Source organism: Dermabacter sp. HMSC08H10 (genome assembly GCF_001807585.1).
Classification (GTDB): Bacteria; Actinomycetota; Actinomycetes; order Actinomycetales; family Dermabacteraceae; genus Dermabacter; species Dermabacter hominis.
This window is the reverse complement of record NZ_KV789429.1, coordinates 276327-293380: the sequence shown is the minus strand read 5'-3', so window position 1 is coordinate 293380 and position 17054 is coordinate 276327. Positions and strand designations below refer to the sequence as shown.

The following is a 17054-nucleotide window of genomic DNA, read 5'->3' as shown; positions in this document are numbered from 1 at the left end:
TTTAAACGACGGCGAGCCACACGGCGATCAGGTGGCACACGAAACCCACGACAGTGAAAGAGTGGAAGATTTCGTGGAAGCCGAACCACGCCGGTGAGGGATTGGGTTTCTTAGTGCCGTAGACGATGGCACCGAGTGTGTAGGCGATGCCGCCCGCGATGATGAGGGCGATGACGGCCGCGCCGCCACCTGCGTAAAGCTGAGGCATGTAGAAGATGGCAACCCAGCCGAGGGCGACGTAGGCGGGTACGTAGAGCCATCGCGGCGCGTTCGTCCACAGGAGCCTGAATGCTACGCCGATGAGCGCGCCGATCCAGCAGACCGTGAGTAGCACGGTCGCGTCGTGGGGGTTGAGCAGCGCGACTGCGAGAGGCGTGTATGTGCCAGCGATGATGAGGAAGATGTTCGCGTGGTCGAAACGTCTCAGTGCGAGAGTTCCCTGTACCGACCAGGTTCCGCGGTGGTAGGTCGCTGAGACGCCAAAAAGCATTCCCGCCGTGACGATGAAGACGACGGTTGCCAGGCGCACCGCGAGCGACGAGCCGGTCGCGATCAGCAGCATGCCCGCGATCAGTGCGGTGGGGAAAGCCACGAGGTGGATAATTCCGCGCAGCTTCGGCTTTTTAGGGAGCGTGGGCAGGTGAATTCCGTACGCGCCAAGGAGCTCGGGAACGCTCGCCCCGTTGGCGGCGGTGGGCACCGCTTCGCCGTTGGTGGGAGAGGTTCCGACGCTCGCTACGCTCTGCTGCGTGTTTCGCTGATCGGTGCTCATAACGGTAGCGTAACTTACGGTGGCGTAGGTGTCACGGGACGTCCACTTTTTTGACTCTTCCACGAATCTTTTGTGAAGGAGTCGTGGGAAATGCCGGGCAAGCGCGCGTCGGCTGGGACGCTCCTGCCACAATGGAGGGCGTGAATTCCTCGAGACCTGCTGACACCACGCCGCACTCCGCACTTCCCGCGGGGTCCGTGCCGCGCCATGTCGGCATCATCCTCGACGGCAATCGTCGCTGGGCGAAAATGAGAGGGCTCGAGACTTACGAAGGTCATCGCGCCGGGGCAGCGATTATTCTCGAAGCGATCGAGTGGGCGCGCGAAAGTGGAATCGAAACGCTGACGCTGTGGCTCCTGTCGACCGACAACTTCCGTAGGCCCGACACCGAACTCGCGCAGCTTTTTGACATCATCGTCGACCTCGCGCGCGAGGTGGCACACATGGGGTTTCCGCTTCGCATCCTCGGTGCCGAAAGCGTGCTCCCCGACTCTCTCGCCGCACGACTCGCCGCGCTCGATGCGCCGCAGAAACCTGCTGAGGCTTCCTCCACGACGTTCGAGGTGAATCTCGCGATCGGCTACGGCGGCAGGCGCGAGATAGTCGATGCGGTTCACTCCCTCATCGACGAGGAAATTGCGCGCGGGGGAGACCTCGCGAGCCTGCGCGACGCCGTGAGTGAAGCTACCGTCGGAAACCACCTGTACACGGCTGGGCAAAGCGCCCCCGACCTGCTCATTCGCACCTCCGGAGAACAACGCCTTTCAGGATTCCTCCTGTGGCAGTCCGTGCATTCAGAACTCGTGTTCTGTGAGGCGCTGTGGCCCGATTTCACTCGTGCCGACTTTGATGGAGCGCTCGCGGAATTCGCTCGCCGCGAGCGGCGTTTCGGGGCTTGATCGTCGCGGCGTCGTCCCCTAAAGAGTGCCCCGGGTAACGCTTGGGTGAAGGCTAAGTGACCGTCGTGGATGAGCGGCGCGTCAGCCGATCGAAGAAGCCGAAAGCGGTGCAAGGATCGAAGCGGTAGCCGGTCGTGGACGACCGGAAGGACTTCGAAAGCGAGAGACCATGAATGCGCCGCTTACCTATGTTCTCGATACGTCCGTTGTACTGGCGGACCCACACTCGATCTTTCGATTCGCGGAGCACCACGTTGTGCTCCCCATCGTCGTGATCACCGAACTCGAAGGGAAGCGGCACCACTCCGAACTCGGCTATTTCGCCCGCCAATCTCTGCGTATCCTCGACGACCTGCGCGAAAAGCACGGCACGCTCGCCGAACCGCTGCCGATCGGGGACCAGGGCGGCACTGTACGCGTCGAACTCAACCACCAAAGCCCCGAAAACCTGCCCGATGGCTTCCGCCTCGGTGATAACGACACGAGGATCCTCTCCGTCGCGAAAAACCTGCAGGTGGAAGGTGCCGAGGTCATTCTCGTCTCGAAAGACCTTCCCATGCGGATCAAGGCGAGTGCATCGGGGCTCAAGGCTGAGGAATACCGTGCGGAGCTCGCACGCGACCGCGCTTACACGGGAATCACCTCCGCCGACATCACCGAGGAACAGATGGCGGCGCTGTGGAGTGATGAGGGCGGTGCCCGCCATACGGGCATAGAGATCCCCGAGCTCGCCGATCTCGGCGTCCACACGGGTCTCAAGCTCACGTCCCCGCGCGGCTCGGCCCTCGGGCGCGTCCTGCCAAACGGCAACGTGTGTCTCGTTCCGGGAGACGGGAATGTTTTCGGTGTGACTGGCAGAAGCGCCGAGCAGCGCATCGCGATTGACTTGCTACTCGACGACGAACTGTCCATCGTGAGCCTCGGTGGCCGCGCCGGCACCGGCAAGTCCGCCCTCGCGCTATGCGCAGGCCTCGAAGCGGTTCTCGAAAAGCGCCACCAGCGCAAGATCATGGTGTTCAGGCCCCTGTACGCGGTAGGCGGTCAGGAACTCGGCTACCTTCCCGGGGATCACGACGACAAGATGGGGCCCTGGGCGCAAGCGGTGTTCGACACACTCGGGTCGATGGTCTCGGGCGCCGTGGTCGACGAAGTCCTCGGCCGCGGACTGCTCGAAGTGCTGCCGCTTACCCACATCCGCGGCCGCTCCCTCCACGATGCCTTCGTCATCGTTGATGAAGCGCAGTCGCTCGAGCGCAACGTGCTGCTCACGATGCTCTCGCGCATCGGCCAGAACTCCCGGGTCGTGCTCACGCACGACGTTGCGCAGCGTGACAACCTGCGCGTCGGGCGGTACGACGGAGTCGCCTCCGTGATCGAAGCCCTCAAAGGCAACGAGCTCTTCGCGCACGTGACGCTCCAACGCTCCGAACGCTCCAAGGTCGCCGAACTCGTCACGCGAGTCCTCGACGCGCCAATCGCGTAAACGGCGCCCCTACTCGCCCCGAGGGGCAGGGGGAGCGGTCATCGTGAACACGTCGAGCGCGGAATCGAGCTGCTCCTTGGTGAGCTCACCGCGCTCGACGTAACCGAGTGCGATAGCCGCTTCGCGGACTGAAACGCGGTTCGCAACCGAATACTTCGCGATCGCGGCCGCATTCTCGTAGCCGATCAGCCTATTGAGAGGCGTCACGACCGAGGGAGAGGCCTCCGCAAAGAACCGTGCCCGCTCCTCATTCGCACGGATTCCTTCGATTGTCTTCGTCGCAAGGACGCGCATGGAGCTCGATAGGAGAGAGATCGACTCGAGAAGCGCCGTTCCCATGAGAGGGATCTGAACGTTCAGTTCGAACGCCCCCTGTGCGCCGCCCCACGCGATCGCCGCATCATTGCCGACAACGCGTGCACACACCATGAGCACCGCCTCGGGAATAACCGGATTGACCTTCCCGGGCATGATCGAACTGCCCGGCTGGAGATCGGGTAGCGCGATTTCGCCAAGTCCCGTGTTGGGGCCCGATCCCATCCATCGAAGGTCATTGCAGATCTTCGTGAGAGAAACCGCGAGTGTGCGAATCGCCCCGCTCATTTCGACGAGGGAGTCGCGTGCCGACTGCGCTTCGAAGTGATTGCGCGCCTCCGTGAGCGGGAGGCCAGTGCGCTCGCGGAGGAGTTCAATGACTCGCGAGGCGAAACCCGCGGGGGTATTAATGCCGGTGCCCACGGCGGTCCCGCCGAGGGGCAGCTCGGCGGTGCGGCCGATTGCGGCCTCGACACGTTCGATCCCGTAGCGTACCTGCGCGGCAAAACCACCGAATTCCTGGCCGAGGGTGACGGGGGTAGCGTCCATCAGGTGCGTGCGACCGCTCTTGACGACCCCCGCAAATTCGCGTTCTTTGCGCTCGAGCGCGCTCGCGAGCGACTCGAGGGCCGGTATGAGGAGAGTCGTGACATCGCGTGTCACGGCGAGATGCACGGCTGTGGGGAAGGTGTCGTTGCTCGATTGCGAAGCATTGACGTGGTCGTTCGGGTGCACCGGGCGTTCGTTCGTGCTCGCGAGATGCGCGAGCACCTCGTTCATATTCATGTTCGAGCTCGTGCCCGAACCCGTTTGGTACACGTCGATCGGGAACTGTGCATCGAACTCGCCTTCGCTCACGCGCTCGGCGGCCCGGGCGATGGCCTCGGCGCGCTCCTCGTCGAGAACGCCGAGTTCGGCGTTCGCTAGGGCAGCGGCGCGCTTGACCTCCGCGAGCGCGTGAATGTTCGACGGTGCGAGAGGGCGATGGGAGATGGGGAAGTTTTCCACTGCGCGCTGGGTTTGCGCACCGTAGAGCGCCGAAACGGGAACTCGCACCTCACCCATGGTGTCGTGTTCGATGCGGAAATCTTCGGTGCCAGTCATGTCAGTCCTCCGTGGATGTAAGCGTGCAGCGATCAGCGATTTCGCGCGTCCACGGCGGATTCGCGCCCGCGCGAGATACTGTCACGGATGCGAGGAGCGCGGCGTGCGCGAGGATGTCCTCGATGGCCGTCCCCTCGAGCGCGCTGATCTTCTCGCGGCCCGAAGCTCCGAGGAGTCCCTTGCGTGATAGTGCATCGAGGAGGCCGGCCGAGAATGTGTCTCCCGCTCCAACCGTGTCGGTGACGTCGACGCGGACGCCCGGAATATCGAATCGCCCCTGCGCGGTGAACGCCGTCGCGCCCTTCTCGCCGCGCGTAATGACCGCGAGCTTCACGCCTCTGCGAAGCCATGATTGCGCAGCCTGGTCGATGTCGGTCGTTTCATACAGCCACTCGAGGTCTTCGTCTGAGGCCTTCACGATGTCGGCGAGCGCGATGTTCTCCTCTATTGGTTCGCGCGCGATCGCGGGATCTCCCATGAGGGTGGGGCGCGCGTTCGGATCGTAGGAGATGAGGGCGATCTCGCGGAGCGAAGCCACGACCGTGCGGAGGGTATCGGCGCCTGGCTCGAGTGTCGCGGCGATCGAGCTGGTGTGCACCGCATCGACCTTCGCGGGCAGTCCTCGTGGATCGGGGTCCCACGTGATGTCGAAGTCGTATGAAGCCGCGCCGCCTTCGCCGATCGTCGCGGCCGCAGTCGAGGTGTGAGCCCCAGGCCTTACCGAACCGGGGGTGAGCGAGACGTTCGAGGATTCAACATGCTGCACAATGGCGCGCCCGCGCTCGTCATCGCCGATGTGGGTGAGCAGGTGCGAGGTGTGGCCGAGGCGGCCGAGGGCAACGGCCACGTTCATGGGGGACCCACCCGGGAGCTCGGCCCTGGGAGCGTCTTTGCGGATTACGATGTCTGTCAGCGCTTCGCCGATCGTTAGATAGGTACTCACGCCAGTATTGTTTCAGATCACAGCGGGGGCCGCATGGTCCTCAGTCACGGCGCGCGACGCTTCGGAATTTGGAACAATGGCGGTATGGCCGAATCTCACGAGAGACCGCAGCGGAAAAAGCGCGAGCTGCCCACGAAGAAAAACACCTCGGTACGGAACCTTGTGTGGGCGATCGGACTGAACCTCATTGTGGTAGCTATTGCCGCGGTTGTCATCGTCGGGCTCGGACGGAACGATCGTGATACGGCCTCCTCCGCGCGTTCACATGTCAATGTGAGCGAAAGCGCGGCGCGTGCGAGTGAGTCTCTCGGCTTTCGCGCGGCCGACGTCGAGCCGGAAGGGTTTACGGTGCGTGAGGCGAAAATGTCGACGACCGAACCAGCCTACTGGGAGGTGCGCTACACCTCGCCCTCCGGTGAGCTGGAAACTCTCCTTCAGGCGCGGGCGGATTTTTCCGCGCTCTCCCCTCGAGTCCGCGGAAAAGTGACGCAGGCGGATTACTTCGAGATCAGAGGCACGGAGTGTGCGAATCTCGAAATTCAATCCCCCTCGAGCGACGCAAACGCGGACGCAGCCAAGCCGGTGTCGGGAATCGAATGCTCCGCTCGAGAGACGACGCTCATCGTGTACGGGGCCGGCGATGGTGCCGAGCACACAAAGCTCATGCAAGCAGCCCTCGACCGTGTCAACCAGTGAGGAACCATGAACGACAACTCCCACCGTCCGTCGCGCGGTAGTGCCGACGCCACCGAAAAGCTCGATGCGCCGCTTGGCGCTGACCCCACCGAAGTCCTCGCGCCTGTCGCGAGTCCCGACCCAACTGCGTCAACGCCCACCGCGAGGCCCGCGCGCACGTCTGCGCCCGGGCCTGCCGCCGCCTCGACGCCGGTAGAGGCCCCAGGGACGCAGAGCCGGCAACGCCCGCGCTCAGCAACCGCCCCCGTCGTCATCGTGCTTGGCCTCGTCGCCTCCGCGCTCCTCGCAATTTTTGCCTGGGGAGGCATTTTCTCGACCGCCCAGCTCGCGTGCGTGATCGCAGGTGCAGCGCTGTTTGCGCTAACGGGCATCGTCGCGGTGCGCACGTGCACAACAACGGGCGCCCTCGTCGCTGCGTGGATCCTCGCCTTTGTTCTCCTGTTCGCCCCGCTTCTCGTGTGGATCGGTGTGCAGGGAGGAGCGGCCGTCACGAGCACGCTCATCTTCGGGGCGATCGGCATGTGGGTGTCAGGCGTTGCCGTCGTCGCTCTCGTGGTGGCCGTTCTCGGCACGTACCTTCACGCACGCGCGGCAGCGCGGTAGGAGATCCGCGCTGCCGCGATACACACTCGTATCCGTGGCGCCATAGCGCCCCGGGTGCGGTGTGTGCGTGGGGCTCAGTGCGTTGTGCCCTCGACCGTGGCCACATCGCTCGCGTTCTCAGCGATCGCGCGGATCGCTGCGGTGAGCCCCTTCGTGATCGTCTCCGTGGAAAGCGAGGGCTGACCAGGCTTGCCCACGGTCTGCTCGGGGATGAACGGCACGTGCACGAAGCCACCGCGGGTGCCCTTCGGGCCCTCGGTTGCGAGGTGGTGCAGAACGCCGTACATGATGTGGTTGCACACGAAGGTCCCCGCCGAGTTCGAGACCGAGGCGGGAACGCCTGCGTCGCGAATCGCCGCGGCCATCGCCTTGATCGGCAGGGTCGCGAAGTACGCCGACGGTGCCCCGTCAACCACGGGCTCATCAATGGGCTGATTGCCGTCGTTATCGGGAATGCGCGCATCGTCGATGTTGATCGCGACGCGCTCTGGGGTGATGTCGAAGCGCCCGCCAGCCTGGCCGACACAGAGCACGGCGCTCGGCTGGTGCTTCTCGATCGCTGCCGTCGCCGCCTCGATGGCTTTGCCGAACACTGTGGGCACTTCGACCGTGATGACCTCTTCTCCCGCGATTTCGGCGGGAAGTGCCTTCACGGCCTCGAGCGCGGGGTTGATCTTCTCCCCGCCAAACGGATCAAATGCGGTCACAAGGATTGACATGGTGTTCCTCCAATTAGAACGCGAGGGTGTACATGAGCACGATGTGCACAAGCAAAAGCAGCGTGGCAGTCACGGCTTGAGACTTGATGACCCCGTACTTGTCTTTCATCTCGAGCAAGACCGCGGGAACCACGTTGAAGTTGGCGGCCATAGGGGTCAGGAGTGTGCCGCAGTAGCCCGCGGTCAGGCCGAGCGCTGCCACGATGATCGGGTTTCCACCCTGCGCGACGACGAACGGGATACCGATGCCGACGGTAATCACGGAGAACGCTGCGAAGCCGTTGCCCATGATCACGGTGAAAAGGGCCATGCCCACGCAGTAGGCGATGACTCCCACGAGGGGGTTGTGTGCCGGAATGACTTTCGCGACGGTGTCGGCAATGACCGTGCCCACGCCCGCGGCGGTAAACACCGCACCGAGGGCCGCGAGCAGCTGGGGAAGAATTCCCACCGGTCCGACGTCCATTGTGAGGCGTGCGCCGTCGACCGCCACGAATTTTGCGGGCGCCTTCGTGACGACGAGGCCCACGACGGTGGCGAGCACGGCGCCGGTCCCCACCGCGAGGTAGGTCGGCATCTCGAGTTTCTGGTACACGGTTGCCGCGACGAGCGCGAAAACAGCGAGCGACAGTGCAGGAATAAAGACTTTGTAGCCGAGCTTCGACGCGCGTTCCTCAACGTGCGCGGGGTCGGGGCGATCGACCGCGGCGGGCTTTACGCCCCACACGGCGGTGATCGTGGCGAGCGCAATGACGCAGATGCCGATGAGCCACGCCGGTACCCAAGGGCCGGTGATAAACGCGAACGCGAGAATGAACCAGAAGGTCGCCGCCGGGATGCGGTTCTTGAGTGCGGCATCTTTCCCGCACAGGCCGCCCGTAATCGCGAAGATCACGCCGACGAGGATGAAGAAAAATTCGCCGATCACGATATCGGGAGTCATGCCTTCACGCTCCCTTCGGTGCCGGTCGATGCAGCGCCGGAGGTCGATTCGGCGCGAAGGCGGCGGTCGAGAAGGAAGTTGCGCACGACGCCAAAGATCATGGTTGCAATCGCGACAGGGATCGACCACAGTGCCACCGCAAGCGGGGTGACCTGGGTGTAGCCCTGCTCCGCCATTGTCGACACGATGAGCAGTACGCCCGGTGCGCCGAGGAACAGGTTCTGTGCGAAGAAGTTGCCGAAGTTATCGGCGGCGGCGGAGGCGCCCTTAATCGAGTCGCGCTGCTTCTCGGTGATCGAGCCGAACTTCGCCTCGGCGGCGCCCTCAGCCATCGGTGAAATGAGCGGGCGCACGAACTGCGGGTGGCCGCCAAGTTGGACCGAGAACGCGATGGCGACCGCGCGAATCAGCTGGTAGAGCGACAGGACAGTGCCGGTCGTCGCATTCTTGACGGATCCGATGAGGTCCACGGCTTTTTGCTTGAGGCCATAGCGCTCACAGATGCCCACGACGGGCAGGGTCAGGATGAACAACGTGGCAACGCGCTGATCGGTGAACGACTGGCCGAGAAGGGTCAGCAGCTCCAGTGGGCTCAGCCCAGCCACGAGGCCCGTAACCAGACCGGCTACGACCACGACGGCAAGCGTGTCTCGTTTGAGCACGAAGCCCACCACGATAATCACGATGCCGATGAGCTTCAGGTACTCCATGAGTAGCCTTTCTCATAACGGTAAGTAAGTGTGCGCAGTCACTCTAGTCGTTACAAAACGGTGACGTCGAGCCGTGCACAGGCGTGAGAAGCCTCGTTGCGAGCGTTAGTCCTGCGAAGAGCTTTCTTCGGGTACATCCTGCTCGCGCTCGAGCGCGCGGTCGAGCCGTACGCGCGCTCCGTCGAGCCACTGCTCGCATCGCCGAGCGAGAAGCTCGCTGCGCTCCCACAGCGCGATTGATTCCTCGAGCCCGCTCTGGTTGCGCTCGAGGGTCTGCACGATCGAGAACAGTTGGTCGCGCGCTTCCTCGTAGCCGAGCGCCTGAATGTCCTCAGGCAACTCCTGCGGTTCGCTAGTGGTGCCTTCGCTCTCCATGATCTTTTCCTTCACAGTTCGTTATTCCTCGCCGAGAGAGGTCGCTGCTAGGCGACCGCCCGCGAGCCTGATTGATACGCGAGTACCCTCGGGTGCTTCGCTCGGGTCGGTGAGCGCGGCTCCATTCGCGCTTTGCACGACCGCGTAGCCGCGCTCGAGTGTATGCAGTGGTGAGAGCGCCCGAGCTTGATCGGCGAGGGACCTCACGCGCTCACCGGCGCGGTCGAGGGCAATCGCAATGGTCGCGCGAGCCGAGGCAATCGCGCCGTCGATCACCTGCGCGTGGCTGTCAATCATCGTGTGCGGCTGCGCGAATGCGGGGCGAGCTCGGACAGCGGCAAGTGCTTCCCGCTCCCGCTCGAGACGTGAGGAGAGCGCCGCGTGCGAGCGACGGCGTGCATCGCCCAACTGTGCGCGTTCGAGGGCCATATCGGGAACAACGCTCTTCGCAGCGTCGGTGGGGGTCGATGCGCGATAGTCGGCGACGAGGTCGAGAAGCGGCGTGTCGATCTCGTGTCCAATGGCCGACACGATAGGGGTGCGAGCTGCAGCGGCGAGGCGCACGAGCGATTCATCCGAGAACGGGAGAAGATCCTCGAGCGAGCCGCCGCCGCGGGAAATGATGATGACGTCCACGTCCTTGCGCGCGTCGAGTTCGCGCAGTGCTTCGCTGACCTCGCCGACGGCGCGCGTGCCCTGAACGGCGACTTCGCGCGTCTCGAACCTCACCGCCGGCCAGCGTTTCTCGGCATTGACGATGACGTCACGCTCCGCCGCAGATTTACGCCCGCAAATGAGTCCGATCTTGCGTGGGAGGAACGGGAGAGGTTTCTTGCGGTCCGCGGCGAAGAGCCCCTCGTGGTGGAGGGCCCTCTTGAGACGCTCGAGGCGCTGGAGCAGATCGCCGATTCCTACCGCGCGGATATCGGCGGCTTCAAGTTGGAGCGTTCCACGCCGCCCCCAGAACGTCGGCTTGCACTGCACCACCACTTCGCTGCCCTGCTGCGGTTCGAGGGGCAGCCGCGCAAACGCGCTCGCACGCATCGATACCGAGAAACTCGCATCCATGTCGGTATCGCGAAGAGTCATGAATACCAGTGCGCCTTTGCCCCGGCTGACCTGCACCAGTTCGCCGCGTACCCACACGACACTCATGCGGTTCACGTAATCTCGCACCTTCTGGCTGAGCAACCCCACGGGCCAAGGGCGCTCCGCGGTCGTTTCCGCGGCCGTCGCCGGCAGCGCTGGGGGCTCTCCTCCCTCGAGTGCGGTCATGTGGTGTAGGTCCACGCCTCTTTCGTGCATGTCTCTACTGTGCCAGACCATCCTCGGCTTGCGTGGGCTCCGCCCACCGCTGTGGATAACCAATGCACAATACAAGGGCCGACGCCACCCTCTTTCGGGTAGCGCCGGCCTTTCGGGAAGCGCCCGCTCACGCGGGGTCTATGACGATCAGCGCGAGACGCGGCGCGAGCGGAGAACCGCGGCGCCACCCGCGACGAGGACGAGCCCCGCCGCGAGAATGCCCATCACCTCGGCACCCGTGCGGGGGAGCCCCGTCGAGTGCGTCTGTGCGCCAGTGGCGGAGGAAGCGTCGGAACCGTGCGAGCCCTCGTCCGGATGCCCCTTGCCAGAACCAGCGCTGCCGGTGTTGCCGGTTTCAGGGTCGCCGCCCTCGCCGGGCTTGTCGCCCTCGCCGGGCTTGCCGCCCTCGCCGGGCTTGCCGCCCTCGCCGGGCTTGACCGTGCCGTCCGGGTCGACTGTCGTGCCGCCATCCTGGCCGCACTCGGTCTTCGTCACAGAAGCGTTGCGCACCTCGCTGTAGTGCTTCGCGCCGTACGGGTCGGTCGTGAGCGTGTACCACGAGAACTCACCCTCGGGCAGATCGCTCGCGGGGACGCTCACGGTGTCGCCGGAGGCAACGCCGTCCTTGTGACCGAATTCCTTGGTCGTGAGCACGTCGATGCGCGCTTCGGCGGTCGTGAGGGTCTTCTTCTCGGGCGTGAGGCCAAGGTCGGCATAGCTCACCTCGAACTCCTGGTCGATCGGCTCGAAGCTCGGATCGTCCGAGTCATAGTCCTTGAGCGACGGCGAGTAGGTGCGCACGATCATGCTGCCCTTCTCGTTGTCGAAGTGCATGAGGCGGAGGTAGCCGAGGCCCCCCTCGGCGAGGCCCTGGTAGTCGAACAGCATCTGGGTCACGGTGCGGTCCGGGGTGCCGTCGCCGTTGTCATCGAATTTATCCACGCGCGTGTGAGCGTCGTGGTAGTGGCCGCTCATGACCGCGCGCACGTTCGGGTTGGTCGCGATGACTTCGTCGTAGATCCGCTGCGGGATCGGGCCGAGGCCACCGGTCGTGAGCATGTACTCGTGAAGCTCGATGAGGGCGATGCGCTCGGGGTATTTCTTGAGCACCTCGTTCATCCACTCGATCTCTTCATCGCCCGGGCCCCATCCCATGTAGAGAATGATGTAGTCCTGGCCCCCGGCGCTGATGAGGTCGTAGTGGCCGCGGTTGTCCTTGTAGCTACCGCCGTACCAAGGGTTGCTCTCATAGCGCTTCTCGCCGAAGTACTTGCTGTACTTCGAGTAGTCGTTGGCGTGGTGGCCAACGTCGTGGTTGCCTGCGAGAACGCCATAGGGGAGCTTCGCGTCGTCGAGAGTTTTGTAGGACTCATCTGCGCGGACCCAGCCCTCGGCATTGTCGATCTTGTCGACGATGTCGCCCGTGTGGAACAGGTACTGCAGGTTCATCTTCTCGCGCACGCGCAGAAGGTAGTCGTGGATCGCGACCTGGTGGTGGTAGATCTTCGCATCGTCGTTGTAGTACTGGGTGTCCGACTCAACGGCGAAGGTGTAGTCGTAGTCCGAACGCGGGGTGTCGTCGGCGTGCTCGCCGGGCTCCGCTCCTGTGCGATCGGAGAGGTCTGCACCGGCGTATCCAACACCCTGCTGAACGAGAGCCTTGATCTCGCCATCCACGTTGTGACCCTTGAGCGGGACGATCGCTTCGAGCTTCGCCTCGCCAGATTCGCTATCCGTAAGGAGCGACTGGACTTCTTCCCAGCTGTTCTTCTCGGTGTTCCACACGAGAAGACGCACGCGCTGTCCCTTGTTGGAAGCACCGGTCCAGCTCACGCGGATCTCCGAGTCTTCGCCTGCGCCCTCGGGCACGGCGGTCGAGAACTCGTGGAAGGGAAGTGCCGAACCCGCGGTTGTCGTCTCACCGGCCTTGAGCGCATCGCCCTGGCGGTCTGCTTGGTCGGCGTCGTGGACGCTTCCCGCAGTGCCCGCGAGCGTACCTTCGCTAAGCGAGGTCGAGTAGCCCTCACGGAAGGAGACCGAGAGGTCATCCTTGCTGGGGTCGGTCGCGGTCGCCGAAAGCGAATCGTCTACGCACACGTTCAGGCCCGCGCCATCCGCCGTATCAAGGGTGGCCGACGGTTGCTCGACGGGCGTCGTGAACGTGATCGTCTTCTTCGACTCGTTACCGAGCTTGTCCGTCGAGACGATCGTCAGCGTGTGCGTGCCTGCCGCGAGGGTAAGCGAGGAGAACGTCGTGCCGGATTCGACCTTCTCGCCGTCGAAGGTCGCGGACGTGCTCGCGACGCCGACGCCGGCGTCGGTTGCCTCGAAGTCCAGGGTGAACTCGCCGCGCTGCTCGGAGCCGTCGGCGATCGAGGAGGTGATCACCGGGGCGGTGTTGTCGACGATGACGGTCGTCTCCACTTCGGAGGTGTCGCTGATTGAGTCGGCAGCGAAAGTGGCGATTCTGGTCGTCGAACCCGAACCAACGAGCGTGCCCTTCACCTTGTGCTCGCCGTCAGCGACCTTGGTGGTGTCCCACTGGTAGGCGTTCGCGGTGAACGCATCGTCCGGTATCGAGAACGTCGCGTTGAGAATCTCGACCTTCCCCTTCGAATCGCCCATGTTAATGATCTGGGTGGGATCGCTGGCCGGGACCGTCTTACCCTCGGCGTCTGTGTAGTCGGCCGCGCGCAAGGTGCGCCCGTCGGGGAGGACGAGGCGTGCGTTGCGGGCGTTGAAGTCGTCGTTGTTTTCGTTCGGGTCGATGCCGGGCTTGGCCTTGGTGCCCGCCGCGACGTCAACCTGGAGTGACTCGCCCTTCGTGACGTACTTGAGCGGGACATCGGCAGTCACGGTTTCCCAGTTCTCGTAGAAACCCTTGTCGAAGATCGTGAGGACCTCGTCCTTGACGAGCACGCCGTTGCGGAAGAACGCATCGGTTTGCGTCGCGTCGATGGCGAAGACGGGCTCCTTCTCGAGCGAGGGAATATCCGCGTTGACTTCGGTCCCGTCGACGGCAAGCGTGCGAGTGTCGTTTTCGTGATCGCTCGAAACCGAGAGGCGGGTCGTGCCGCTCACGTACTGCTTTTCCGAGACGTTGAGGCGAACCGGACCTTGCTCGGCCCCTTCGACCTCAACGCGAGTCAGCGGAATGGTGGCGATGTTGGTGCCGTCGGAGGCCTCAACCGAATACTCGAAGTACTTCTTCCCCGTGAGGTCCGCCTGGGGGATCGTGAGGGTGAAGGTGCCATCCTCGTTCGCGAGGAGGTCCTTGGCCATCGGCTTATCGTCAGTGTTCGACTGGAGGGAGACGGTGAGGCGACGAACCTGGACGTTATCGGTCGCCTTGATCGTGATCTGGGCGTCCTTTGTCGGGTCGAGGGACTTTGCGGTCTGATCCACCAGAGCTGGCTTTTCGGTGTCCTCGTTGAGCTTCACGAGCTTCGAGGGAACCTTCGCGGGAGCCGCCTGACCCGGCGTTGCTTTCGAGATCTCCCCGATCTCGCTCACCTGGAAGTTTTCGGGATTGACCGCGTAGTGGATGCCCTGATCCGCCTGGGTGTCATCGCGGCCGTTTTCGTTGTAGAAGACGCGGCTTACGGTGTGGCCCGTGCGGGTCTGAATCTCCATACCGCGAAGCGAGCCGTTGGCCATACCGCCCGCCGAGGACTCAACAATGGTGAGGCTGTTCGGGTCAACACCGTAGTTCTTGGCGAAGTCTTCGACGGTCTTGGCATCGTTAGAGCCGTTCTTGATCCATACGATGACCGTGCCGCCGGGCTTGACGACCTTATCGGCAGGTTCCATGGGCCACACAGCCTGGTTGCCCATTTTCCGGCCCTCACCGGGGTATTGATAGGCGACCTGGTAGTCAGCGAGGCTGATCGGTTTGGTAGTGGGGTTGTAGATTTCAATGAATTCGTAGCCGTCGCCCTCGCCGGTGTTGGTGGAATCGGGAACGAGCTCGGTAATGAGGAGCTGGCCGACGGTCGTATCGGCCGCCGGGCCGGGGACGTCTTCGGTGGGGGCGGGCTCAGCCGGTTTCTCGGGCTGAGGCTCTGCAATGCGGTCCTCGAGCTGCTTCGGGTCGACCTTGCCTGCGGTGGGAGCAGCCGGGCCTTCGAGAACCTCGAGACTCTTCACGCTCGAATCGGCAGGGGTGCGGAACTGTGCGGACTTGTCCTCAGCGACCGAGCCTTTCGGGTAGAACGAGCGCGAGACTTCGGCGCCGTTCGAGTCGAGAACGCGAATGCCGCGGTTGCCGCCGTTCGCCATACCCGTTTGGCCGGTGATGCGCTCGACGCGCGCGTTCGGATCCATGCCCCACTGCGTGCGGAACTCTTCGACGGTATGCGCGGCCGAATCGACCTTGCCGTCATCGCTCGTGTAGCTCAGCCACAGGGTCACGGTCTCCCCGGCGGCCAGTTCGATCGGCTTCTCGGATGCGAGGGCGACGTCCTTCGCGGTGTTAGTGCTGTCCTCGTAGATGTAGGCGAGCGAGTAGCCGCCCTCACCGATCGTGAGGGGTTTGTCGGTCGTGTTAGTGACCTCGACGAATTCGTAGTGGTCGTCGCCTGCGTTGTTCGGTGCGATCTCGGTGACGACGAGCGGCCAGGTGCTCGCCGGAGCTGCCTGGGCGGCGTTCATCGTTGAAGGGGCGATGCCGGCGGGGACGATTGCGGGGCTCGCGACAAGAGTGAAGCCGAGTGCCGCTGCGGCGAGGGATTTGGAGTAAATGGCAGGAGTGCGGCGCGTGCCGCGCGACTGAGGAGTCATACCCTTCACTTTCGCTAAGTGCCTGTTGGGAGTTTCGGGGAAGCTCCTCAACGTTGCTCTTGGCGTTTAACGGATTGGTGAAGAAATGGGGGCTGTTGGCTGTACGCGCCGTGTACGAGTGGAGATTAGGCATTCAGGTTTGACGGATCGATATCGCGTGCGAGCTGCGTCACTGGTTCGACTCCTTCGAGGGCGCCACCGACGATGTGAAGCTCTTCCATCGAGCGCGCCGCGGGCACCACTCGCGCCTCGTACGAGCCCACCGCGTTGTTGAACGCCCGCACCGACGAATCGAGCGAACGGCCGAGTTTCGCAAGGTGCCCGCCAAGAGTGCCGAGCCTCTTATGCACCTCGCGACCTGCCTCGAGAACGCGGAGGGCGTCCTGGTTCAGTGCGCCCGTGCGCCACGTGTGGGCGACGGTTCGAAGAAGTGCCATGAGGGTGGCGGGAGAGGCGATCACAACATCGAGCGTGAAGGCACCATCGAGCAGCCCTGGATCCGCCTCGAGCGCGCCCGCGAGAAGACCGTCGCTCGGCACAAACAGCACCACGAATTCGGGGGAGTCGCCGAGCGAGGCCCAGTACGACTTCGAGCTGAGGTGCGTGACGTGCGATCGCAATGCTCGCGCGTGGTCCGCGAGGTATTTCGCCCGTTCGTTTTTCTCCGTGGCTTGGGCAGCACGCAGGTAAGCGTCCATGGGAGCCTTTGCGTCCACGACGATCGTGCGCCCGTGGCTCAAATGAACGACGAGATCGGGGCGCTGGTTCTTCTCTCCGCTCACGTTTTTCCCGCTGAGCTGTTCGGTGAAGTCCGTGTGCTCGAGCATGCCCGCAGCCTCGACGATGCGTCGCAGCTGCACCTCTCCCCACTGGCCTCGGCTCGTGGGGGCTTTGAGGGCGGTGACGAGGGCGTTCGCCCCCATGCCCAGATCGCGTGTGCGCTCCGAGAGATTCTTCAACTGCGAAGCCAGGTCACCATCGGCCTTTTGCCGGGCCGCCTCCGTGCGCGCAACCGAGCGCTCCAAACTCGTGAGGGTTTCCGAAATGGGGGAGAGCGTGCGGGCAAGCTGCTCCGAGCGTGCCGCATCGACTGCTTCGCGCCGAGCCGAATCGCGATCGAAGCGTTCCGAAGCGAGCTGCAGCAGTTGCGTGCTCGAGGCGTTAACCGCGCGTGCGGCAAGTGCTTCGATGTCGGTTCCGTTCGCCGAGGCCTTGGCTTCAGCAGCACGAACCCGCTCGCGCATGAGGATCCACATGACCGCTGCTCCGAGAGCAGCCCCGATGAGCAACGGAAGGAGAACGGTCACAAGAGTCGAAAAGTTCATACTTCTACCTCACCACGGGGGTGAGACATTTAAAGTGCGGCACGCCCTGAGGAGGGCAAGCGTCGGGCCCTGCCCCTAGAATG

The 17054-nt window shown here is 63.8% G+C and carries 14 protein-coding genes; 4 read left to right on the top strand and 10 right to left on the bottom strand.

Features of this window, described 5'->3' with window-relative positions:
* Position 1: 1 nt before the first annotated feature.
* Positions 2 to 835, bottom strand: coding sequence for a PAQR family membrane homeostasis protein TrhA (locus tag HMPREF3176_RS09475; protein WP_016664090.1), 834 nt, complete (start codon positions 833 to 835; stop codon positions 2 to 4).
* Between the two features lie 68 nt (positions 836 to 903).
* Between HMPREF3176_RS09475 and uppS the strand changes: the two genes are divergently transcribed.
* Entirely contained in the window at positions 904 to 1671 is a 768-nt protein-coding gene (gene uppS / locus HMPREF3176_RS09470) for a polyprenyl diphosphate synthase (protein WP_070460156.1), read from the top strand.
* Positions 1672 to 1840: 169 nt separating this feature from the next.
* Positions 1841 to 3154 carry a PhoH family protein gene (locus HMPREF3176_RS09465; RefSeq protein WP_070459986.1) on the top strand — a complete coding sequence of 438 codons (1314 nt, stop codon included), beginning with the start codon at positions 1841 to 1843 and terminating at the stop codon, positions 3152 to 3154.
* A 9-nt stretch (positions 3155 to 3163) separates the two neighbouring features.
* Here the strand turns inward: HMPREF3176_RS09465 and HMPREF3176_RS09460 are convergent, their stop codons facing one another.
* Together HMPREF3176_RS09460 and HMPREF3176_RS09455 are read right to left on the bottom strand one after the other, a co-directional pair.
* Positions 3164 to 4573: a class II fumarate hydratase gene (locus HMPREF3176_RS09460; RefSeq protein WP_070435435.1), complete on the bottom strand. Its 1410-nt coding sequence runs from the start codon at positions 4571 to 4573 to the stop codon at positions 3164 to 3166.
* A gap of 1 nt (position 4574) precedes the next feature.
* On the bottom strand, positions 4575 to 5516 hold the full coding sequence (locus tag HMPREF3176_RS09455; RefSeq protein WP_070435434.1) for a carbohydrate kinase family protein: 942 nt from the start codon (positions 5514 to 5516) through the stop codon (positions 4575 to 4577).
* An 84-nt stretch (positions 5517 to 5600) separates the two neighbouring features.
* On the opposite strand from HMPREF3176_RS09455, the gene HMPREF3176_RS09450 reads away from it, so the two are divergent.
* Positions 5601 to 6212 carry a DUF4245 family protein gene (locus HMPREF3176_RS09450; RefSeq protein WP_070459983.1) on the top strand — a complete coding sequence of 204 codons (612 nt, stop codon included), beginning with the start codon at positions 5601 to 5603 and terminating at the stop codon, positions 6210 to 6212.
* Between the two features lie 6 nt (positions 6213 to 6218).
* Entirely contained in the window at positions 6219 to 6815 is a 597-nt protein-coding gene (locus HMPREF3176_RS09445; protein ID WP_070459980.1) for a hypothetical protein, read from the top strand.
* A 74-nt stretch (positions 6816 to 6889) separates the two neighbouring features.
* Here the strand turns inward: HMPREF3176_RS09445 and pcp are convergent, their stop codons facing one another.
* From pcp to HMPREF3176_RS09410, 7 genes are all read right to left on the bottom strand, one after another.
* Entirely contained in the window at positions 6890 to 7534 is a 645-nt protein-coding gene (gene pcp, locus HMPREF3176_RS09440; protein WP_034372385.1) for a pyroglutamyl-peptidase I, read from the bottom strand.
* Between the two features lie 13 nt (positions 7535 to 7547).
* Entirely contained in the window at positions 7548 to 8477 is a 930-nt protein-coding gene (locus HMPREF3176_RS09435; RefSeq protein WP_034372388.1) for a DUF979 domain-containing protein, read from the bottom strand.
* Complete coding sequence (locus tag HMPREF3176_RS09430; protein WP_070459976.1) at positions 8474 to 9187, bottom strand: DUF969 domain-containing protein; 714 nt, start codon at positions 9185 to 9187, stop codon at positions 8474 to 8476. The genes HMPREF3176_RS09435 and HMPREF3176_RS09430 overlap by 4 nt, the downstream gene beginning before the upstream one ends.
* A 105-nt stretch (positions 9188 to 9292) precedes the next feature.
* Complete coding sequence (locus HMPREF3176_RS09425; RefSeq protein WP_070435543.1) at positions 9293 to 9562, bottom strand: exodeoxyribonuclease VII small subunit; 270 nt, start codon at positions 9560 to 9562, stop codon at positions 9293 to 9295.
* Positions 9563 to 9583: 21 nt separating this feature from the next.
* On the bottom strand, positions 9584 to 10852 hold the full coding sequence (gene xseA, locus HMPREF3176_RS09420; protein WP_083286360.1) for an exodeoxyribonuclease VII large subunit: 1269 nt from the start codon (positions 10850 to 10852) through the stop codon (positions 9584 to 9586).
* 162 nt (positions 10853 to 11014) lie between these two features.
* A complete protein-coding gene (locus HMPREF3176_RS09415; protein WP_070459971.1) occupies positions 11015 to 15646 on the bottom strand; it encodes a lamin tail domain-containing protein in 4632 nt (1543 codons plus the stop codon).
* 125 nt (positions 15647 to 15771) lie between these two features.
* On the bottom strand, positions 15772 to 16971 hold the full coding sequence (locus HMPREF3176_RS09410; RefSeq protein ID WP_070459968.1) for a DNA recombination protein RmuC: 1200 nt from the start codon (positions 16969 to 16971) through the stop codon (positions 15772 to 15774).
* Between the last annotated feature and the right edge of the window lie 83 nt (positions 16972 to 17054).

What these genes read in the sequence shown, in the direction of transcription:
- HMPREF3176_RS09465 (WP_070459986.1), top strand. Translation starts at nt 1,841, where the DNA reads ATGAATGCGCCGCTTACCTATGTTCTCGATACGTCCGTTGTACTGGCG.
- HMPREF3176_RS09425 (WP_070435543.1), bottom strand. Translation starts at nt 9,562, where the DNA reads ATGGAGAGCGAAGGCACCACTAGCGAACCGCAGGAGTTGCCTGAGGAC.
- HMPREF3176_RS09450 (WP_070459983.1), top strand. Translation starts at nt 5,601, where the DNA reads ATGGCCGAATCTCACGAGAGACCGCAGCGGAAAAAGCGCGAGCTGCCC.
- HMPREF3176_RS09460 (WP_070435435.1), bottom strand. Translation starts at nt 4,573, where the DNA reads ATGACTGGCACCGAAGATTTCCGCATCGAACACGACACCATGGGTGAG.
- HMPREF3176_RS09430 (WP_070459976.1), bottom strand. Translation starts at nt 9,187, where the DNA reads ATGGAGTACCTGAAGCTCATCGGCATCGTGATTATCGTGGTGGGCTTC.
- uppS (WP_070460156.1), top strand. Translation starts at nt 904, where the DNA reads ATGGAGGGCGTGAATTCCTCGAGACCTGCTGACACCACGCCGCACTCC.
- HMPREF3176_RS09435 (WP_034372388.1), bottom strand. Translation starts at nt 8,477, where the DNA reads ATGACTCCCGATATCGTGATCGGCGAATTTTTCTTCATCCTCGTCGGC.
- HMPREF3176_RS09445 (WP_070459980.1), top strand. Translation starts at nt 6,219, where the DNA reads ATGAACGACAACTCCCACCGTCCGTCGCGCGGTAGTGCCGACGCCACC.
- pcp (WP_034372385.1), bottom strand. Translation starts at nt 7,534, where the DNA reads ATGTCAATCCTTGTGACCGCATTTGATCCGTTTGGCGGGGAGAAGATC.
- HMPREF3176_RS09410 (WP_070459968.1), bottom strand. Translation starts at nt 16,971, where the DNA reads ATGAACTTTTCGACTCTTGTGACCGTTCTCCTTCCGTTGCTCATCGGG.
- HMPREF3176_RS09415 (WP_070459971.1), bottom strand. Translation starts at nt 15,646, where the DNA reads ATGACTCCTCAGTCGCGCGGCACGCGCCGCACTCCTGCCATTTACTCC.